The sequence below is a fragment of the Clostridioides sp. ES-W-0016-02 genome, from assembly GCF_020641035.1.
Classification (GTDB): Bacteria; Bacillota; Clostridia; order Peptostreptococcales; family Peptostreptococcaceae; genus Clostridioides.
The window spans coordinates 2,368,005-2,386,868 of record NZ_CP061361.1; the positions used below are offsets into that span (position 1 = coordinate 2,368,005).

Genomic DNA, 18,864 nt, shown 5'->3' on the forward strand with positions numbered 1-18,864 from the left:
AATTTTATAGTATTTATTTTATGCATTTTTAATGATGATTCTCCTTTTTTATTTTTTTCAATTTGCCTTCACTTACAACAAATAAAAATCCCATCTTTTTATATATTTCATCTAATTCAATTAAAGTCACTTCACCATTTTTTAAATTTGTTAATGTTATATCCTGTATTTTTCTTGATGGAATTATCATAAGTTATCAACACTCCTTTAAATTCTTTTTATCTTTATATTTAAATATATTTATGCATTGTGATATATATTCATAAATTATTAAAATAATTTCAAAAAACATTCGTTCTGCAAACATTCGTTCTATATATTTATTATACATCATACAAACGTTCGATTCAATATAAAAATTAAATATATATCGTTATTGGTAATTTTTACAATATTATTCACTAAATATGTCAAAACAACTTTTTAAAACGACTTATTTTGCCAAATAAAAAAAGTTATTTCGATAAAAGCTTATGCTTAAATTGAAATAACTTTTTTGATATGAATTATTTAGCTTTATACTATAGTTTCATTAAGCTAACATATGTAATATTTGAGTAACTATAAGAGCACAATAAGTTCCTATAACATTTCCTAAAAGCCCCATAAGTACACCTACTGGAATTAATACTGGATTATGAACCCCAGCAATCATTGGTGCTGTAGTTACACCACCTATATTAGCTATACTTCCTACCTCACAAGTAAATAAGTCTAATTTAAATAGTTTTGCAAGTCCTATAAATGAAATGGCATGTACAAGAACTACTACTAATCCAAACATTATGTAAACAGGAGCCTCTGATAGTCCAAAGAAATTTGCTTTACTTCCTGTTGCTGCAAGAAGCAAGTACATAAACACATTTCCTACTAATGTACTTCCTTTAAGTTTTGATATCTTAGTCATACCTAACAGTATTGATACTGTAGAGGCAACAAGCACTACCCACATAGTCTCATTAAGTATGCCTGAAGTTGGAAGTATCTTAGATACAATCTGTGCAAATGCTGCAACTCCAAATCCAACAGATAATAAAGTCATAAGTTCCACAAACGTAGGTGCTGTATTATCTTTATTTTCTTTCTCAAGCTTTGCTGTAACCTCATCTATAAAACTTGTATCACATTTTGTCCATTTGTTAAATTTAGGTCCAAATTTTACAGACATTAGACAAACAGACATCCATACTGTATATCCTATAGAACCCATAAGTATTGCATAACTAAGCCCTTCTTCTGCAACACCTAAAGCATTAGCTGCTGCAATCATATTTGATGAACCACCTATCCATGACCCAGATGCTGCACCAAGAACTTTCCATGAATCTGCACCCATTGAACCTTTAAAAATTATAAAGGCTATAACAAACCCAAACATAAATGTCAATGTAGCACAGAAAAATGATAATAACATTTTAGGGCCCATTTTTAATATTTTTCTTAAATCACATTGAATTAATAAGAATACTAACATTAATGGTAGAAAATTTACGGTTATTATATTCTGATAGATACCAACTTCTTCATTTTGTGCAAATAAACCAAATGATGCAAGTATAGCAGCTCCTAAATAGATTAAAAGCATTGGATTAATAACATCGAATATCTTCCATTTTAATTTATCAACCATGTAAAAAATGCCACCTACAAATACAACTAAAAAACTACAAAATACGAATCCGTTTTCAATCACATTATACACACCCTCTCTTTTTCTAAGTAATCCAGATTTTTTATAATTCCTAATAAATTTTTTCCAAATAATGAAAATAATTAAAATAAACTTTTTTTTATATTTAGCTAATTAAATACATATATAACCAACTATTTACACATATTAATAAAGGTTTACAGATTAATTACTTTAAAAACGAATAGTCTGAATTTAAAATCTTTTTCAAAAATTATTTTATTACTAAAATCTTTATTTGTAAAGAGAATTAAACTAAATATTTTATTTATTTGTTTTTATTTGTTTATTTGTTTTTTATTTATTTTTATTATTTATACAATAAAACTATTTTCAACTTAAACCCATATAATATAAATTAATTTTACCTTATATATTATTTTTTTTAATAGATTTAGAAATTTTTCTTTCAAATACAGTTTTCAGAACATTCGTATTTATGTTATAATTTGTATGAATATACATTTTTTAGGAGGAAATAATATGAATTTAAATTTAACTAATACTATAAATTTGATGAAGAAGTATCTTGATATACCAAGTCCAGCTGGATATACTGAAAATGCAGTTTTAGAAAGCAAAAAGGATTTTGAAACTTTAGGTCTTAATACTACTCTTACAAAAAAAGGTGCTCTTATAGCTACTCTTCCTGGTGAAGATGATTCAAATCAAATAACAATATCTGCACACATGGATACACTTGGTGCTATGGTAAAAGAAATATCACCAGATGGTACTCTTAAATACCATAAAGTCGGTGGTGGTTGTTGGGCCGCTATAGAAGGTGAAAATTGCACTGTTATAACTAGAAAAGGTAAAAAAATTAGAGGAAGTGTTGTGTTTAAATACGCTTCTACTCATATATATGGACAGACAAAAGCTGCATCTGAAAGAAATGAAGAAACAATGATTATTAGACTTGATGAAAAAGTATTTAATAAACAGGATATTTTGGATTTGGGAATAAATGTTGGAGATTTTGTATGTCTAGACCATCGTTTTGAAACTACAGAATCTGGTTTTATAAAATCTAGATATATAGATAACAAAGCAGCTGTAGCAATGGTTCTTGAAATAGCTAGATACTTTAAGGAAAACAACTTAATACCTAAGCATACTACTAACTTTTATATAAGTAATTATGAGGAAATTGGACATGGTGTCTCTAAAGCTTTACCTGAAAAAACTAGAGAATTTGTAGCAATAGATATAGCACCTACTGGACCAAGTCAAACATCTAGTGAACATGGTGTAACTATAGTTGCAAAAGATAACTTATCTCTATATGATTTTAGTTTAAGAAATAAACTTGTAGATGTTGCAGAAGATAATAATTTAGATTATGCTGTCGATGTATTTACTTTTTATGGTTCAGATGCTTCAGAGGCTATTCGTTGGGGAGAAGATGTTCAAATAGCTTGTGTTGGCCCTGGAACAAATAATAGCCACCACTACGAAAGAACTCATATAGAAGCAATTGAAAATACTCTAAAACTTCTTATAAACTACATGCTAAAAAAATAATTAACTATATATTTTATTAAAGTCATTTCTTTGTAAATAACCAATTTTTATTTTTATTTTTATACAAAAATTGGTTTTTCTATAGACTTAATCTCGATTTACTACTATTATATAAGTAACTTCAATTTTCTTTAGTTAATTTTTATATGATTCACACAAATTGTATAAAAATTTTCTTTAGCTAATTGTTGTTAAAATAAATTTTACAAGCTAACCCTACCAGAAAAGAGTTATCTAATCTGTAAGGAAATAGTTTAATATAGCACATTATAATTGTGTAATTAATAACTTTTCTTTTGTAGAAACTTTTCTTTAAAAAGAAAAGTTTTTTGATTTTGGATTTGTTTAAGAACATATTTTCTGAGTTAGGAGGATATTTATGAAAAAGGTTGCGGTTATAAGTGCTATTTTGGAAGAACCAAAAGAATGTCAGCTTAAATTTAATGAAGTTGTATCAACTTTTAAAGGTATTATTAAAGGTAGAATGGGAATTCCTTGTGAAGAAGAAGGTGTCTCAATTGTATGTATAGCAGTTGTTGGCGAAATGGATATTATCAATAGTTTGACTGGTAAATTGGGAAATATACCTCATGTATCTGTAAAAACTAGTATATCAAAAAAAGAAATTTAAGGTGGTGAGTACAAATGAGTCTAAATTCTACTCCACAATCAATAAGAGTACATATAGGTCTCTTTGGTAAAAGAAATGCAGGTAAATCTAGCGTAATAAACGCTATAACAAATCAAAGTGCTGCAATAGTATCAGATATTGCTGGAACTACTACAGACCCAGTATTTAGACCAATGGAAATCCTTCCTATAGGACCTTGTGTTCTTATAGATACTGCTGGTCTTGACGATGTTGGTGAACTTGGTGAGCTTAGAATAAGCAAATCATTAGATATTTTAGAAAAGACAGACATAGCTTTACTAGTAGTGGATTGCCAAATTGGTGTGTCAAAAGAAGATTTATCACTAATTGAAAAGTTTAATGATAAAAATATACCTCACATTTTAGTACTTAACAAGATTGATACAATTAAAAATCAATCTGAAATTTTAAACTTAACTAAAAATAAAGTTAAATGTCCAGTTGTTTCTGTCTCATCAACAGATAAAATTGGAATTGAAGATTTAAAAAATGAAATAATAAAGGTTTTGCCTAAAGACAGTAATGAGTTTAAATTGGTATCAGATTTAATCGAGCCAAATGATTTAGTTGTCTTAGTTGTTCCAATAGATAAGGCAGCTCCAAAAGGTAGGCTTATACTTCCTCAACAGCAAGTTATAAGAGATATTTTGGATATTGGAGCAATTTCTATAGTTACAAAAGAAGATAGCTTAAAAGAAACTCTATCTAATTTAGGTAAAAAACCTAAGCTTGTTATTACTGACTCTCAAGTATTTCCACAAGTGGATAAAGATACTCCAAAAGATATTCCTCTTACATCTTTTTCTATATTGTTCGCTAGACAAAAAGGAGACCTTAAAGAATTAATTGATGGTGCCTATGCTTTAGAAAATTTAAAAGATGGTGACAAGGTCTTGATGGCTGAAGGTTGCACTCATCACAGACAAACTGATGATATTGGAACAGTTAAAATCCCTAATATGATTAGAAAGAAAACTGGTAAAAATATTACTTTTGAATTTAGTTCTGGAGTATCTTTCACTGAAGATATAACTAAATATGCACTTGTAGTTCACTGTGGAGCTTGTATGATGAATAGAGCTGGAATGTTATCTAGAATAGAAAAGGCAAAATCTTTCAATGTACCTATCGTAAACTATGGTATTTTAATAGCATATACAAAAGGTATTTTGGAAAGATCCCTTGAACTTTTCAATTACTAAAAATTTAAATATATTTAATAAATACATACTAAGATATGACTAAAAATAAGATTAAATACTTTATAGATAAACTTTACAGCATTAATTCACTAAGCTTTGATGAACTACTATACTTAATAGAGAATATCGACAATGAAGAATATAACTTTGAACAAAATTTGAGAAACTATCTTTACAAGCAAGCTAGCGATATGAGAAATAAACACTATGGAAATAGAGTCTACTTAAGAGGGCTTATAGAACTTACAAACTACTGCAAAAACAATTGTTACTACTGTGGTATACAATCTTCTAACAAAAATATTACAAGATATCGACTTTCAACGGATGAAATACTTGAATGTTGTGATATAGGTTATAAGATAGGATACAGAACTTTTGTTTTACAAGGTGGTGAAGACACATATTTTACTGATGATAAGATATGTGAGATTGTTTCAAGTATCAAAAATAAATATGAGGATTGTGCTATAACATTATCATTAGGAGAAAAAAGCTATGACTCCTATAAAAAATACTTTTTAAGTGGTGCAGATAGATATCTTTTAAGACATGAAACTGCTACAGACAGCCATTACAAAAAATTACATCCGCCAAACATTGAACTTAGAACTAGAAAAGAATGCCTTAAAAACCTCAAGGAAATTGGTTATCAAGTAGGTGCTGGATTTATGGTTGAGTCACCATTCCAAAGCAATGAGGACCTTGTTCGTGACTTATTATACCTAAAAGAGTTAAATCCTCATATGGTTGGTATAGGACCTTTTATCCCACATCATGATACAATCTTTAAAGATTATAAACATGGTGATTTAGAAAAAACACTACTTATGCTTTCAATTACAAGACTTCTACTTCCAAAAGTCTTATTACCTGCTACAACAGCTCTTGCATCTATAAACCCTAGTGGTAGAAATGCAGGTCTTTTAGCTGGTTGTAATGTAATTATGCCAAACCTTTCTCCTCAAGAATTTAGAAAACAATATTCTCTTTATGATAACAAAGCCTTTACTGGTCAAGAAGCTTGTGAATATCACCAGAGTTTAGAGGAAAATATCAAGTCACTAGGACTTAAGGTTGACTACTCTCGTGGTGATAATATTGAATGGAGGCGTTTGTAAATGTTCATAAAACATGAACTTATTAATTCTTTGTTAGAGGATGCAAAAAATTCAACTTCTGATGATATTGAGAAAGTACTTGATAAGGCTGATAGAAGAGAAAAACTTAGTTATAAAGATATAGCTACACTTCTTGAAGTAGAAGATAAAAAACAACTTGATAGATTATTTAGTATAGCTGGGCAAATAAAAAATGAAATATATGGTAATAGAGTGGTTTTATTTGCCCCTCTTTATGTATCAAACTACTGTGTAAATGAATGTGTTTACTGTGGTTTCAATACATGTAATAAATTTAAAAGAAAAAAACTTACTATGGACGAAATAAGAGAAGAAGTTAAAATACTTGAAAAAATGGGTCATAAAAGACTTGCTTTAGAAGCTGGTGAAGACCCTAAAAATTGTGATATAAATTATATATTAGACTGCTTAGATGCAATTTATTCAACATATAATGAAAATGGAAACATAAGAAGGGTAAACGTTAACATAGCAGCTACTAGTGTAGAAGAATATAAACTACTAAAAGAAAAGGGAATAGGAACTTATATACTATTCCAAGAAACTTACCATAAACCAACATTTATAAAGATGCATGGTCAGTCTATAAAAAATGATTACTACTACCATTTAACAGCTTTTGATAGAGCCATGGAAGCTGGAGTTGATGATGTTGGTGCAGGAGTTTTATTTGGTCTAGCTGACCCTAAATTTGAAGTTTTAGGACTTATGATGCATAATGAACACCTAGAAGAAAAATTTGGTGTAGGATTCCATACTATATCTTTCCCTAGATTAAAAAAAGCTGAGGGTATGAGTTTAGAAAATTTCCCTCATTTAGTTTCTGATGATATGTTCAAAAAAATTGTAGCTATAACTAGATTGGCAGTTCCTTTTACTGGAATTATAATGTCTACTAGGGAAACTGCTGAAATGAGAAACGAATTACTAAAATATGGTGTATCACAAGTTAGTGCAGGTTCTCTAACAGGTGTTGGTGGATATAAAGCATATGAAGATGGTGACAATACAGAACAATTTGAGGTTGGAGACCACAGAAGCCCTGTAGAAGTCCTTAAGGAATTAATCACTGATGGATATATCCCTAGTTACTGTACAGCCTGTTATCGAAAAGGTAGAACTGGAGATAGATTTATGAGTTTGGCTAAGAGTCGTCAAATTCACAATGTCTGCACACCAAATGCACTTACTACATTGAATGAATTTTTAATTGATTATGGTGACGAAGAACTTAAAGCTATGGGTAAAAAACTTATTACTGAAGAAATATCTAAGATAGAAAGAGAAGACATAAGAAACATCGTATCTAACAATATGACTGCCTTAGAACGTGGGGAAAGAGATTTATACTTATAAAATTTTATTCGTTGTATATTATTATTGTATATTCTATAGGTTAGTAGTAATATTATCTAAAGGGAAAGTTTAAGGGAGGGAGATTAACATTGAAAGATAACAACAATACCAATAAAACTATTCAATTTGGAGAAAAAAAAGCTAGCCTAGAAAACAATATTCAAAAAAATAAAAATGTCAAACTTGATGATACACACAAAGTCATTCCTTACCCTAAAAATAGAAAAAAGGATGATAAAAAGAAGAATAACAAAAAAAAGAATACAAATATAAATAAACATAAGGTCAATAAAGATAATTATGGACATTCTTTTTTTAATAACAAATACAAATATAAAAGAAAACCATATGTTATTGCTTTATACACAGTAATTTTTATTCTTTTAGCAATTTTGATTATAACAAAACTGACAGATAGTTCGAGTAAGAGTAACTACTCTCGCAATACTGTTTCTAATACTCACAAAAGTAATACCCAAAACATAACCTTTAATGAATCGACTAATCTTCTTACTTGTGGGTAACTTAAAAGAGTTATCTCATTTCAGAAATTATTTTCTAAAATTGAGATAACTCTTTTTTATTTACTATCTATTTTACCAACCTTGAGTTACTTCATAAACTTCGTCACCAATTCTACCATTTAAATAATCATCTATTGCAGAATCTATAATACTCATTGCTTTATCTACTTGTTCCTTAGTTATTACTAAAGGTGGTTGTACTCTTAAAGTGGATTGTCCTAAGAATATCATTATCAAACCAGTTTGTATACATCTGTAGCATATCTTAGCTGTAGCATCTGGATGTTTTTCAGTAGAACCTTTTCCTTTAACTATATCAACTCCTATAGATAAACCTAAGCCTCTTATTTCTCCAATTATATCGTATTTTTCTTTTAGTTTTTCAAATCCTGCTTTAATATAATCTCCCATTTCTATACTCTTTTGAAGTAAATTTTCTCTTTCAATTATTTCTATAGATTTTAAAGCAGCTACACATACTGTTGTATTTCCAGCTAAAGTAAATAGATGTGCTGGTGCATCAAGACTTTGCATTATTTCTGTTCTTCCAACAACTGCTCCTAAAGGTAATCCTCCACCAACAGATTTTCCAAGAACTATAAGGTCTGCTTCAACACCAAAATTTTCTATACCAAACCATTTACCTGTTCTTCCCATACCTTGCTGTATTTCATCACTTATAAGTAGTATTCCATTTTCTTTACATATTTTACTTAATCCTTTAATCCATTCTACTGGAGGCACTATTATTCCTGCATCTCCTGCAATTGGTTCTATAAATATTGCAGCTACTTCTTCTACTGGTAAGTAGTGTGCAAAAGCATATTCCATTTCATCTAAACATTCTTTGGCAGTTCTATTTTTATCTGGATAATGGAAGTGATAAACTTCTGGTAATAATGGACCCATTTTTCTTCTCATATTTGTACTTAATGCAGATATAGATATAGCTCCATAAGTACTTCCATGATATGATTCACACATAGATATTATTTTTGTTCTTCCAGTATATCCTCTTGCTAATTTTATAGCAGCATCTATACAAGCAGAGCCTGTTGCGCTGTATAATACTTTCTTATCATTATCTCCAGGGGCTATTTCCACAAGCTTTTCAGCTAACTTTACAGGAGGATCACTATGAAAATATGCAAGTGTATATTGTGTGATATCATCCATTTGTTCTTTAACTGCTTGTGAGATTTCCTTATTTCCATGACCTACATTTGCAGAGCCTGCACTTGCTAAAAAGTCTACATACTCATTACCTTCATAATCATATAACATCGCACCTTCACCTGATTTAAATGCTACTGGATAATAAGGTATTTTTTGAGTCTTAGCAACATATTTTTTTTCTTCTGTACTTATCATTTGACTAGTTATCTCGCTCATTGGCAAATCATTCCCCTCTTTAAGTAAATTTATATTTTTAGAATTATTGCAATTTATAAAGATATTTTTATATAAAATTCTTTATATACTAATGTTAGTATTTTTGACACAAATTGTCAATATATGTTTTTATAATTTTCAAAATATTTGTTATTCAGAGATAATATATTTTATTTTCAGCAAATCAACTCTATTTCTCCAAAAAATAAAGAACTCTATTCTATTATAATAGAGTTCTTTGCAAATTATCTTATAAATACTATTTTTCCATTTATTTCTAATTAAATCATCTTATCATCTTTTATTATCATTAATGATTTCTTTAAAATATTGTAATTGTTCTTGTTGTTTTTTATGTTTTATATCTGGGAAAGCCTTGATAATTCTTTTTTGTAAGATAATATTAGATTCTATACGGTCTAATTTACTGTTTATTTTGTTTAATTTTTCTCTGGCTTCTAACTCTTCACTATTTATTGTTTTAAATAAAGCTTGTATCTCTCTTCTATCAAACTTATCCAATTTCATGTTTATACCATTTAGGTCTGTAATTATTTCATCTAATAAATTGAGCTTCATGTCTAATTTTTTAAGTGATATGATAGTAACAATTAAATCCACAATTGTCCATAAAGTCGTAATTACCACTATTGAAATTAATATATTATACGGAATAGTACTCACAATGTATTCTATATAGGGATGTATAAATTTTATTATTACAACAGACATTATTCCAAAATATATTGCATTTTTTAAACAGACTCTTCCCTTTACATTAAATTTTTGGTCAGAATAATCCCACCATTTGGCATGGAATAATGTTTCTAAAATAAATCCTGTAAAATATTCTAGTATTGTAGTCAAAATCATTCCTATCAAAAATAAAATAATTATATTGTCAAACCTGCCTAATACTGATATCACAAGTACTGCTCCAAAACCATAAACAGGACATATTGGGCCATTTAAAAAACCTCTATTGATTATCCTTTTGCTTGCTATAGAACATCCTGCACTTTCTACTACCCATCCTAGAAATGAATATATAAAAAAATACAAAATATATTTTATTATCTCCATAATTTATCTCTACTCCTTCAATAGTTGATATATTTTTGTGCATAATGTAAAAATAATTGTAGAAATAGTTTTTTCGTTTTTTACTTTTGTTATTCTTTTTTGTTGGATATTCTATTCATCTAATCCGATTAATAATCTAGCAGCTGTAATTCCATGTTCATCTTTTGGTCGATTATACTTATCAATCCAAATCTCAAATGTATCAGATTTCTTTAACAGAGGCAAATTTTTAGCATCAAATTCTTCATATCTAATTATATCTTTATTCTCTCCTTCAGTGATTACAAAGGATATTAGTTTTGTATTTTTACTTAGATAAACTTTTATATTACCATTCTTATCCATTAAATTATCTGGACTCTTTATATTATTATTACAAGCTGCCTTAATAGTTAATACACCATTTTTAAAGCTTTCAAATGAGCCAATTATATCTCCCTCATTTTTATCTATATCTTTAATTATTTCCTTATTTTCTTCAACTAATATTCTTGAAACTTGTTTATCTGGCTTGAGTTTAAAAGTTAACAAGCTTTGGTAATTTGTAACAATGACACCTAATCCTATTACTCCCAAAACTATGCTTGTACTTATTATGGCTTGGAATTTCTTAATGTTATTAGGAAATAATTTGGTCACCTTTGTATAAATAATAATACCAAGTATCCCACCTAATGAATTTAGAAGCACATCATCTATGTCACTGCTTCCAATAGCTAAAATATATTGTATTAATTCAAATCCTAAACTAATAAGAGAAATTATTATAATTATAGTTTTTTTATCTAATTTTTTTAATACTACAGGAAGAAAAATTCCCATTGGAATAAATATACCAATATTACCTATGATATTTGCAATAGCTCTTATAAGACTAATGTTACTATCTGTCATAAATTCCCATACTGTATAGAATGGAATTAAGTTGACAGACCTAAATCCACCCTTGAAAATGGCATAAATTGGTACATCTTTAAATAAAATTATCCTTATAGTTATTAGAACATATACAAAAAATATTATGTATATAATTGATAATAATAATTTTTCTGAAGTTCTACACATGTCTTTTTTCAATAATAACACCTTCTCTCTTCTAATATTTTAATAATACCAACAAGTGTTTAAGATGCCTTTAAAATTTTCTTAAATTTTCCTTAAGTGTTAAATTAAAACATATTAAAAAGGTCTATACTTTAAAATATAGACCTTCATAAATTTCATTATAGATACATTTTATTAAATGACAAACAATTTAAGTGTAGAACAAACAATAACCAAAGTTAAAAGTAATCTAGCATATAAAAAATTTTTTTCTTTAAGCATAACTCCTGCAACTCCAAGTATAAAAAAGAGAGATGCAATAAATTTACCAAGAATATTATTACTTGGATAAGAACTAAAATACATGAAACAAAGTACAAATGTATATACACCTATTGCATTAAATACAATTGTGTTAGATGCTATCTTGCCTTTATTAAAAAAGAAACAGAATATTGATACTAAATCTAAAAACAAAAATACATAAAACATGACTTTTAAAACGCCCATACTTATACCCCCTAAAAAATTTAATTATAATATCTGCTTTATTTCATACAATTCTCAATATACCCAATATAAACTTATAATCTTAATATAATAATAGTATAAGTTTATATTATTGGTTTATTACATCTTATATTTACATTACTGGTTTATTACTTCATATTCATACATATTATAATCACATTCATACATATTTAAAGACTCATATGTTGCTTTTGCATTTATGTTTTCTTTTTCTACATATAATCTCATGCCAACAATATTTTCATCTCTATCACACATATTTTTTATATGATTAAATAAATAATTAAAGATGTTCTTTCTTCTATACTCTTTCTCTACATATACACTCTGAATCCAAAGAAAGTTTCCATTTCTCCAATCACTCCACTCATATGTATACATAATCTGTGCAACAACCTTATCAAATACTGTATATACATAGTATTTTCCTTTTCTTTCATCTAATAACAGCGCCCTTACACCTTTAGTTAAAACATCCATGTCAAGTTCTTTTCCTTCTGTTTCTTTAGCTAAATTATAATTAAATCTCGCTATTATATCCAAATCATCTAAACGGGCTTCTCTTATCTCTATCAGTTCTTCATTTTCATATAATTCTATATAGTCCTTTTGTTCCATACTTATTCCCCCATATCTATTTTACGTATTACATTAATCTCTTTGTAATAATACATTATAAAATTTTTTCTAGTTTCATAAATGCATAATCGAAGGTAGATTCTAAGTTACCATTATTTTTTCCCCCACCTTGAGCTAAAACCTGACTTCCTCCACCTTTACCATCTATAAGACTTATTGCATCCTTCAATAAACTTCCCATATTAACATCCTTCAAATTTTTAGAACATGCAAAAATCAAGTTTATTTTTTCTTCAAATCTAACAGCTAATAATGCAATTTTATTTTCATCTTCTGTAATTTTATTTGCAATTTTATTTACATATTTTAAATCTTCTTCATCATAAATTTTTTTAACAACTGAAATATTTCCAATCTTATTTGCATTTTCAACCATTTCTTTAACTTGATACTTAGCTACTATTTCTTCAAGTTTTCTCTTTTTACTTAGAGAATCTTCCACTTTCTCATTTAAATTTACAATTCCATTTATAGCATCTTCTTCACTACAACTTAAATATCTACAGATTTTAGTTAAACATATATCCCTTTTTAATACTTCATCTACAGCTCTTTTACCAGCCAAAAACTCTATTCTTGTACTAGACTTATGCTTCTCCCATTTCTTTATTTTTATCATTCTAAGCTCACTTGTTGATGTTGGATGTACTCCACAACACGCATTTGTATCTAAGTCACCTATTTTTACTACCCTTATTTCTTCATTTGTGTTTGGTAAAGCACGTCTTAACCAAATTTTTTTTAATTCTCTTTTAGTTGGAAGTAATGTTTCTACTTGTATATTCTGATGAATAATTTCATTGGCAAGTAACTCTATCTCTCTAATTTTTTCTTCATCTAAATTACCCTCTATATCCACTGTGCTGTACTCATTACCTAAATGAAAACCCGTTGTATTTGCATTAAAAGTCTTAAAAAAACATCCTGAGAGTACATGTTGTCCAAAATGTTGATGCATACCATCTTCTCTTCTATCCCAATCAATACTACACTTTACCTTATGTATCTTTATTGGTTTTTTATCTAATATATGATATACTTTTTTATCTTCTTCATATACACTTATTACTTCATAATTATCTATTTTTCCTAAATCTCCAAATTGTCCTCCTCCACCAGGGAAAAACGCTGTTTTATCCAACAAAACATGAAACTTATTTTCTATTTCTCTTATCTCAATTATTTCTGCTGTAAAATCTCTTATATACTGATTTGTATAGTATAACTTTTCCATTATGATTTTATCTCCATTTCCTTTATTCTAAACTGCCTTATTGTTTAAATATACACATATTTTAGGTTAAGTTTAAAGTAATTACACCAGATAGAGCTTAACCTATTTTTTAATAGTAATCTTCTACTATATTTTAACATATAGATATTAATGTTAACAAATTTATAATTATATATTATTTTAAATATTCAATAATATAAAGTATATTAACATTGCTTTTTTAAAAACTTTAGTATAAAATCATATTAAATAAATTTTCTGAAATGATAGAATATTGCAATCTATAAAAAACATATTTAATAACATATAGCATTGTATTATAAATATATCGTTTTATTTTGTAGGGGGAGTGATTTAAAATGCCAATAAAACCAAGAAAAATATCTATTGTAGGTTCAGGTCATGTTGGTTCACACTGTGGATTTAGTTTGATAACTCAAGGAGTTTGTGATGAACTCTTTATGATTGATATTGATGAAGCTAAAGCAAAGGCTCAAGCTTTAGATTTAGCTGATGCGGTTTCCTATCTTCCACATAAAGTACATATAGAAAAAGGAACTTTTAATGATTGTAAGGATTCTGATATTGTAGTGATAAGTGTTGCAGATTCTTCAGAAGGTCCTTTACGCAGACAAAACACAACTAGGTTAGACTTACTAAAACCAACTATTGGGATGATAAAATCTATAGTAAAACCTATAATTGATTCTGGATTTGATGGTATATTTATCGTTATTTCTAATCCAGTTGATGTAGTTACAAATTATATCTGGGAAAAGTCTGGTTTCCCTAAAAACAGAGTTATTGGAACTGGAACAGCTTTAGACTCAACAAGACTTAGAAGACTCTTATCTGAAGAAACTGGAATCGCTCAACAATCAATACAGGCTTACTCAATGGGTGAACATGGAGATTCTCAAATAGTTCCTTGGTCTCATGTTTCAATTGGTGGCAAACCAATTTTAGATATGATGAAGGATAATCCAGATACTTATGGCAAATTAGACTTACCATCAATAGTTGAAAAAAACAAGAAAACAGGTATAGGCATAATAAATGGCAAAGATTGCACAGAGTTTGGAATAGGAACTGCTTTAGTAGAAATTGTAAAGGCTATACTACATAATGAGAAAAAGATTTTACCAGTCTCTACATTATTAGAAGGTCAATACAATGAAGAAAATGTATTTGCAGGTGTTCCTTGTATTATAGGAAAAAGTGGGATTGAGGGAATTGTTGAAATCAATTTAACTAATGATGAGCAAGAAGGATTTAGTAAATCTTGTTCTGTTTTAAGAGACCATATTGCACTTTCAAAGACTATTTAGTTTTAAATCTATACGATTTATTCTTTAATTAACTTATTTAGATACTCTATAATTATTATAGAGTATTCTCATATGTATACATAAAACAAATTGTAAGGAGATGTTAAATTTGTCAATAAAACCAAGAAAAGTATCAATAATAGGAACTGGTCATGTCGGTTCACATTGTGGATTTAGTTTAATAACTCAAGGTGTTTGTGATGAACTACTGATGATTGATATAGATGAAAATAAAGCAAAGGCTCAAGCTTTAGATTTATCAGATGCAGTTTCTTATCTTAAACATGCTACAAAAATAAAAAGTGGAACACTTGATGATTGTAAAGATTCTGATATTGTAGTAATAAGTGCAGGTCCATTACCTGAAAAAAATCAGACTAGATTGGATACTCTTGAGTCTACAGTCAACATTGTAAAAACAATTGTAAAACCTATTGTTGATTCTGGATTTGATGGTATATTTATTGTAATTTCAAATCCAGTTGATATAATTTCTGATTATATTTGGAAAGTTTCTGGATTTTCTAAAAATAAAGTTTTGGGTACAGGCACTGCACTCGATTCTTCGAGACTTAGAAGGCTTTTATCTGAGGAAACAAATCTTCCTCAACAATCAATACAAGCTTATTCTATGGGTGAACATGGAGATTCTCAGATGGTTCCTTGGTCTCATGTTTCAATTGGTGGTAAACCATTATTTGATATTATGAAAGAAAATCCTAACACTTATGGAAAATTAAACTTAGATGAATTAACTGAAAAAACAGCTAGAGCTGGTTGGGATGTACTTTATGGCAAAGGTTCTACTGAATTTGGTATTGGTACTGCTTTAACAGAAATAGTAAAGACAATTTTTCATAATGAAAGAAAAATCCTTCCTGTTTCTACTTTATTAGATGGTCAGTATGGGCAAAAAGATGTGTTTGCTGGTGTTCCTGCCATAATTGGCATAAATGGAGTTGAGTCTATAGTAGAAATTAATTTAACTGATGATGAACAAAAAAAATTCAATAAATCATGTACTATTTTAAAAGAATACATTAAAATTGCTAAGGATATTTAGATTAATACCATATTAGAATACATATTTAAGTTAATAGCATATTTTAAGTGTATCTCAAATTTAATATTGAAAGCAGGTAAATTTCTTATGATAAAAAATTATCTTAATAAACCTTAAATTTAAATCATAAATACCTGCTTTTATCTTTCAATATTAAAATATTAATTTATCTTTTCCCATCAAATTTTATAACTTTACTTTTTTTCTTTGTATTTTGAGATAGGAGTCCATTTTTCAATCCCATCAATAATTCTAGGTCTTCTGGATAAAGACTTATTCCTATATCTCCTAAATTTGATACTATATTGTCTGTGTTCATTATTTTGTTTTCTATCAGTAATTCGACTGCTTTTTTTAAATATACTGGACTTACACCCTTCATTTTATCTAATGGTTCTTCTATTAACCATCCTCGTTTATCCATTTCGCTCATAAGATAATTATACTTTTTATAGCTTATCTCACCTAAATTGTATGCTCTAAAAATCATAACAGATATAGGTACAATCCATTTTTGCTTTAGTTCTACATAATAATCTAGGTCTTCTGGATAAACCAAGTCTTCTAAAAAAGTCTCTCTTGGAAGCAAAAATGCACAGGCATATTCATCTGCTAAGAATTGCTTATTTGGTATTCCCAATTGACTTGATATTATATATCCAAGCTCATAGGCTAAATCATAGTTTCTAATTGATGCTGATTTTTTATCATTCCCAAGAGATATTAGATATTTAGTTTCTTTACCTATTCTCTGTTTTTGAGTAAATACGGTTGCTCCTTTTCTATCTACATTCATTCCTGATATTATAATCCCATTAGCCTCTAATAAACTTACCATATTTACTATTGGATTGTTGTTTAAATTCCAAAGTTCTCTAGTCTTATTAGCAAGACTTTCTATATCATTTATATTAACATCCTTAATTAGTTTTCTATTTGGTAAGTTTTCTTTTGGAAATTTTATATAACTTTCCATAAACGAGTATATTTTATGAATGATTATTATTTTTTCTCTATAAGAAATTTCCTCCACTCTAGGAAGTTTAGATTGAGGATTAAAATGACTATCTTCCACAATAACATTTATACTTTCGTTTTTATAAAAATACTCTTTTGGGAAGTTTAATATATTTGATAATTTTAATGCATTTTCAATATTTGGAACATACTTATTTTCTTCAAAAGCTTGTAAATCTTTTTTATTTATTTTAGTTTCTTTAGATAACTGCTCTAGAGTTTTAGCTCTAAAAACTCTAGCTGATTTTAATCTTTTTCCATTAAAGTCTTTTAAATTCATTTGTTTTCTCTCTTTCAAAAATTAAATTCTTTAGTCATACAAATATAAATTATAACATTACAATTAATAATTTATCATATTATTGGCAAAAAAACAAAAGATGAAAACATAAATTTATATTTCCATCTCTAATCTGAATATATGATATAACTAGTTTTAATTATTTAAAAAGCTCTAAATATTCTCCATATCCTAATTCTTCCATGTCTTTTTTAGGTATAAACTTAAGAGAAGCAGAATTTATACAATACCTTAAACCTCCAAGTTCCTTTGGCCCATCATCAAAAACATGACCTAGATGAGAATTTCCTTTAGCACTTCTTACTTCAACCCTATACATGCCTTGTGAAAAATCACTTCTTTCAATTATAGACTTATCTATAACTGGCTTTGCAAAGCTAGGCCATCCACATCCTGCATCAAATTTATCCTTTGAAGAAAATAAAACCTCTCCACTTACTATATCCACATAGATACCTTCTTCATTATTATCATAATATTCATTTTCAAAAGGTACTTCTGTCATGTCATTTTGAGTAACTTCAAATTGAATAGGAGTTAAAGTCTTTTTTAACGCTTCCCTATCTACATTATTTCCATCCCAATAACTTTTTACAAAATTATATCTTCCTGAACCTTTATAATACATATTATAATTTAATGGTCTTTTTTTATAATAATCTTGATGATTTTCTTCTGCTTCGTAAAATTTAGTTGCTGGAATTATTTCAGTAACTATTTTACTATCAAATATTTTACTATTTTCTAAGCTTTCTTTTGACTTCAAAGCTGTATTTTTTTGCTCTTCATCATGATAAAATATAGCAGTTTTATATTGAGTTCCTCTATCACCAAATTGTCCACCATCATCCGTAGGATTAATTTGTTTCCAAAATATATTTAAAAGTTCATCATAACTTATTATATTATCATCATAAGTTATTTGAATAGCTTCAACATGGCCAGTTGTTCCTGAACATACTTCTTGATATGTAGGATTTTCAACATGACCAGATGTATATCCAGAAACTACTTTTATAACCCCATCATATTTATCAAAAGGTTTTACCATACACCAAAAACACCCACCTGCAAAAGTAGCAAGTTTTATCATTTTCATCACTCCTTAAAAAAATTATATTTTATTTATTCCCTAAGAAGTA

18 protein-coding genes are annotated in these 18,864 nt (G+C 28.0%); 8 read left to right on the forward strand and 10 right to left on the reverse strand.

Features of this window, described 5'->3' with window-relative positions:
- Nucleotides 1–28: 28 nt before the first annotated feature.
- Both IC758_RS11435 and IC758_RS11440 read right to left on the reverse strand, forming a co-directional pair.
- Nucleotides 29–190 carry a hypothetical protein gene (locus tag IC758_RS11435; protein ID WP_227434804.1) on the reverse strand — a complete coding sequence of 54 codons (162 nt, stop codon included), beginning with the start codon at nucleotides 188–190 and terminating at the stop codon, nucleotides 29–31.
- Between the two features lie 342 nt (nucleotides 191–532).
- Nucleotides 533–1,693 carry a DUF819 domain-containing protein gene (locus IC758_RS11440; protein ID WP_227482540.1) on the reverse strand — a complete coding sequence of 387 codons (1,161 nt, stop codon included), beginning with the start codon at nucleotides 1,691–1,693 and terminating at the stop codon, nucleotides 533–535.
- Nucleotides 1,694–2,173: 480 nt separating this feature from the next.
- Between IC758_RS11440 and IC758_RS11445 the strand changes: the two genes are divergently transcribed.
- The 6 genes from IC758_RS11445 to IC758_RS11470 all read left to right on the forward strand — a co-directional run bounded on the left by IC758_RS11445 (nucleotide 2,174) and on the right by IC758_RS11470 (nucleotide 8,090).
- Entirely contained in the window at nucleotides 2,174–3,214 is a 1,041-nt protein-coding gene (locus IC758_RS11445; protein WP_227482539.1) for a M42 family metallopeptidase, read from the forward strand.
- A gap of 379 nt (nucleotides 3,215–3,593) precedes the next feature.
- Nucleotides 3,594–3,845: a TM1266 family iron-only hydrogenase system putative regulator gene (locus IC758_RS11450; protein ID WP_227434807.1), complete on the forward strand. Its 252-nt coding sequence runs from the start codon at nucleotides 3,594–3,596 to the stop codon at nucleotides 3,843–3,845.
- Nucleotides 3,846–3,859: 14 nt separating this feature from the next.
- Nucleotides 3,860–5,068, forward strand: coding sequence for a [FeFe] hydrogenase H-cluster maturation GTPase HydF (gene hydF, locus IC758_RS11455; RefSeq protein WP_227482538.1), 1,209 nt, complete (start codon nucleotides 3,860–3,862; stop codon nucleotides 5,066–5,068).
- 35 nt (nucleotides 5,069–5,103) lie between these two features.
- Nucleotides 5,104–6,189 carry a [FeFe] hydrogenase H-cluster radical SAM maturase HydE gene (gene hydE, locus IC758_RS11460; RefSeq protein WP_227434809.1) on the forward strand — a complete coding sequence of 362 codons (1,086 nt, stop codon included), beginning with the start codon at nucleotides 5,104–5,106 and terminating at the stop codon, nucleotides 6,187–6,189.
- Nucleotides 6,190–7,566 carry a [FeFe] hydrogenase H-cluster radical SAM maturase HydG gene (hydG, locus tag IC758_RS11465; protein ID WP_227482537.1) on the forward strand — a complete coding sequence of 459 codons (1,377 nt, stop codon included), beginning with the start codon at nucleotides 6,190–6,192 and terminating at the stop codon, nucleotides 7,564–7,566.
- An 89-nt stretch (nucleotides 7,567–7,655) separates the two neighbouring features.
- Nucleotides 7,656–8,090, forward strand: coding sequence for a hypothetical protein (locus IC758_RS11470; RefSeq protein ID WP_227482536.1), 435 nt, complete (start codon nucleotides 7,656–7,658; stop codon nucleotides 8,088–8,090).
- Nucleotides 8,091–8,162: 72 nt separating this feature from the next.
- Here IC758_RS11470 and IC758_RS11475 read toward each other — a convergent pair whose 3' ends face one another.
- The 6 genes from IC758_RS11475 to IC758_RS11500 form a co-directional block, all read right to left on the reverse strand.
- Complete coding sequence (locus tag IC758_RS11475; protein WP_227434812.1) at nucleotides 8,163–9,482, reverse strand: aminotransferase class III-fold pyridoxal phosphate-dependent enzyme; 1,320 nt, start codon at nucleotides 9,480–9,482, stop codon at nucleotides 8,163–8,165.
- 294 nt (nucleotides 9,483–9,776) lie between these two features.
- Entirely contained in the window at nucleotides 9,777–10,565 is a 789-nt protein-coding gene (locus IC758_RS11480) for a putative ABC transporter permease (RefSeq protein ID WP_227482535.1), read from the reverse strand.
- Between the two features lie 111 nt (nucleotides 10,566–10,676).
- Nucleotides 10,677–11,642 (reverse strand): VanZ family protein, encoded by a 966-nt coding sequence (locus IC758_RS11485; protein ID WP_227482534.1) that lies wholly within the window; start codon nucleotides 11,640–11,642, stop codon nucleotides 10,677–10,679.
- A gap of 162 nt (nucleotides 11,643–11,804) precedes the next feature.
- Nucleotides 11,805–12,119 (reverse strand): hypothetical protein, encoded by a 315-nt coding sequence (locus IC758_RS11490; protein WP_227482533.1) that lies wholly within the window; start codon nucleotides 12,117–12,119, stop codon nucleotides 11,805–11,807.
- 138 nt (nucleotides 12,120–12,257) lie between these two features.
- Nucleotides 12,258–12,758, reverse strand: a complete 501-nt coding sequence (locus IC758_RS11495; protein ID WP_227482532.1) for a GNAT family N-acetyltransferase — start codon at nucleotides 12,756–12,758, stop codon at nucleotides 12,258–12,260.
- A 55-nt stretch (nucleotides 12,759–12,813) separates the two neighbouring features.
- On the reverse strand, nucleotides 12,814–14,013 hold the full coding sequence (locus tag IC758_RS11500) for a DHHA1 domain-containing protein (protein ID WP_227482531.1): 1,200 nt from the start codon (nucleotides 14,011–14,013) through the stop codon (nucleotides 12,814–12,816).
- 359 nt (nucleotides 14,014–14,372) lie between these two features.
- On the opposite strand from IC758_RS11500, the gene IC758_RS11505 reads away from it, so the two are divergent.
- Together IC758_RS11505 and IC758_RS11510 are read left to right on the forward strand one after the other, a co-directional pair.
- Nucleotides 14,373–15,341, forward strand: a complete 969-nt coding sequence (locus tag IC758_RS11505; RefSeq protein WP_227434818.1) for an L-lactate dehydrogenase — start codon at nucleotides 14,373–14,375, stop codon at nucleotides 15,339–15,341.
- Nucleotides 15,342–15,450: 109 nt separating this feature from the next.
- Nucleotides 15,451–16,404: an L-lactate dehydrogenase gene (locus tag IC758_RS11510; protein WP_227434819.1), complete on the forward strand. Its 954-nt coding sequence runs from the start codon at nucleotides 15,451–15,453 to the stop codon at nucleotides 16,402–16,404.
- Between the two features lie 166 nt (nucleotides 16,405–16,570).
- Here the strand turns inward: IC758_RS11510 and IC758_RS11515 are convergent, their stop codons facing one another.
- The gene (locus tag IC758_RS11515) at nucleotides 16,571–17,701 is read right to left on the reverse strand and encodes an XRE family transcriptional regulator (protein WP_227434820.1); all 1,131 of its coding nucleotides are present in this window, start codon (nucleotides 17,699–17,701) and stop codon (nucleotides 16,571–16,573) included.
- Between the two features lie 160 nt (nucleotides 17,702–17,861).
- Nucleotides 17,862–18,815, reverse strand: coding sequence for a peptide-methionine (S)-S-oxide reductase MsrA (msrA, locus tag IC758_RS11520; RefSeq protein ID WP_227482529.1), 954 nt, complete (start codon nucleotides 18,813–18,815; stop codon nucleotides 17,862–17,864).
- Between the last annotated feature and the right edge of the window lie 49 nt (nucleotides 18,816–18,864).

Excerpts from the sequence above, each read along its gene's own strand:
- IC758_RS11435 (WP_227434804.1), bottom strand. The coding sequence starts at position 190 with ATGATAATTCCATCAAGAAAAATACAGGATATAACATTAACAAATTTA.
- IC758_RS11445 (WP_227482539.1), top strand. The coding sequence starts at position 2,174 with ATGAATTTAAATTTAACTAATACTATAAATTTGATGAAGAAGTATCTT.
- IC758_RS11450 (WP_227434807.1), top strand. The coding sequence starts at position 3,594 with ATGAAAAAGGTTGCGGTTATAAGTGCTATTTTGGAAGAACCAAAAGAA.
- hydF (WP_227482538.1), top strand. The coding sequence starts at position 3,860 with ATGAGTCTAAATTCTACTCCACAATCAATAAGAGTACATATAGGTCTC.
- hydE (WP_227434809.1), top strand. The coding sequence starts at position 5,104 with ATGACTAAAAATAAGATTAAATACTTTATAGATAAACTTTACAGCATT.
- hydG (WP_227482537.1), top strand. The coding sequence starts at position 6,190 with ATGTTCATAAAACATGAACTTATTAATTCTTTGTTAGAGGATGCAAAA.
- IC758_RS11475 (WP_227434812.1), bottom strand. The coding sequence starts at position 9,482 with ATGAGCGAGATAACTAGTCAAATGATAAGTACAGAAGAAAAAAAATAT.
- IC758_RS11480 (WP_227482535.1), bottom strand. The coding sequence starts at position 10,565 with ATGGAGATAATAAAATATATTTTGTATTTTTTTATATATTCATTTCTA.
- IC758_RS11490 (WP_227482533.1), bottom strand. The coding sequence starts at position 12,119 with ATGGGCGTTTTAAAAGTCATGTTTTATGTATTTTTGTTTTTAGATTTA.
- IC758_RS11495 (WP_227482532.1), bottom strand. The coding sequence starts at position 12,758 with ATGGAACAAAAGGACTATATAGAATTATATGAAAATGAAGAACTGATA.
- IC758_RS11500 (WP_227482531.1), bottom strand. The coding sequence starts at position 14,013 with ATGGAAAAGTTATACTATACAAATCAGTATATAAGAGATTTTACAGCA.
- IC758_RS11505 (WP_227434818.1), top strand. The coding sequence starts at position 14,373 with ATGCCAATAAAACCAAGAAAAATATCTATTGTAGGTTCAGGTCATGTT.
- IC758_RS11515 (WP_227434820.1), bottom strand. The coding sequence starts at position 17,701 with ATGAATTTAAAAGACTTTAATGGAAAAAGATTAAAATCAGCTAGAGTT.
- msrA (WP_227482529.1), bottom strand. The coding sequence starts at position 18,815 with ATGATAAAACTTGCTACTTTTGCAGGTGGGTGTTTTTGGTGTATGGTA.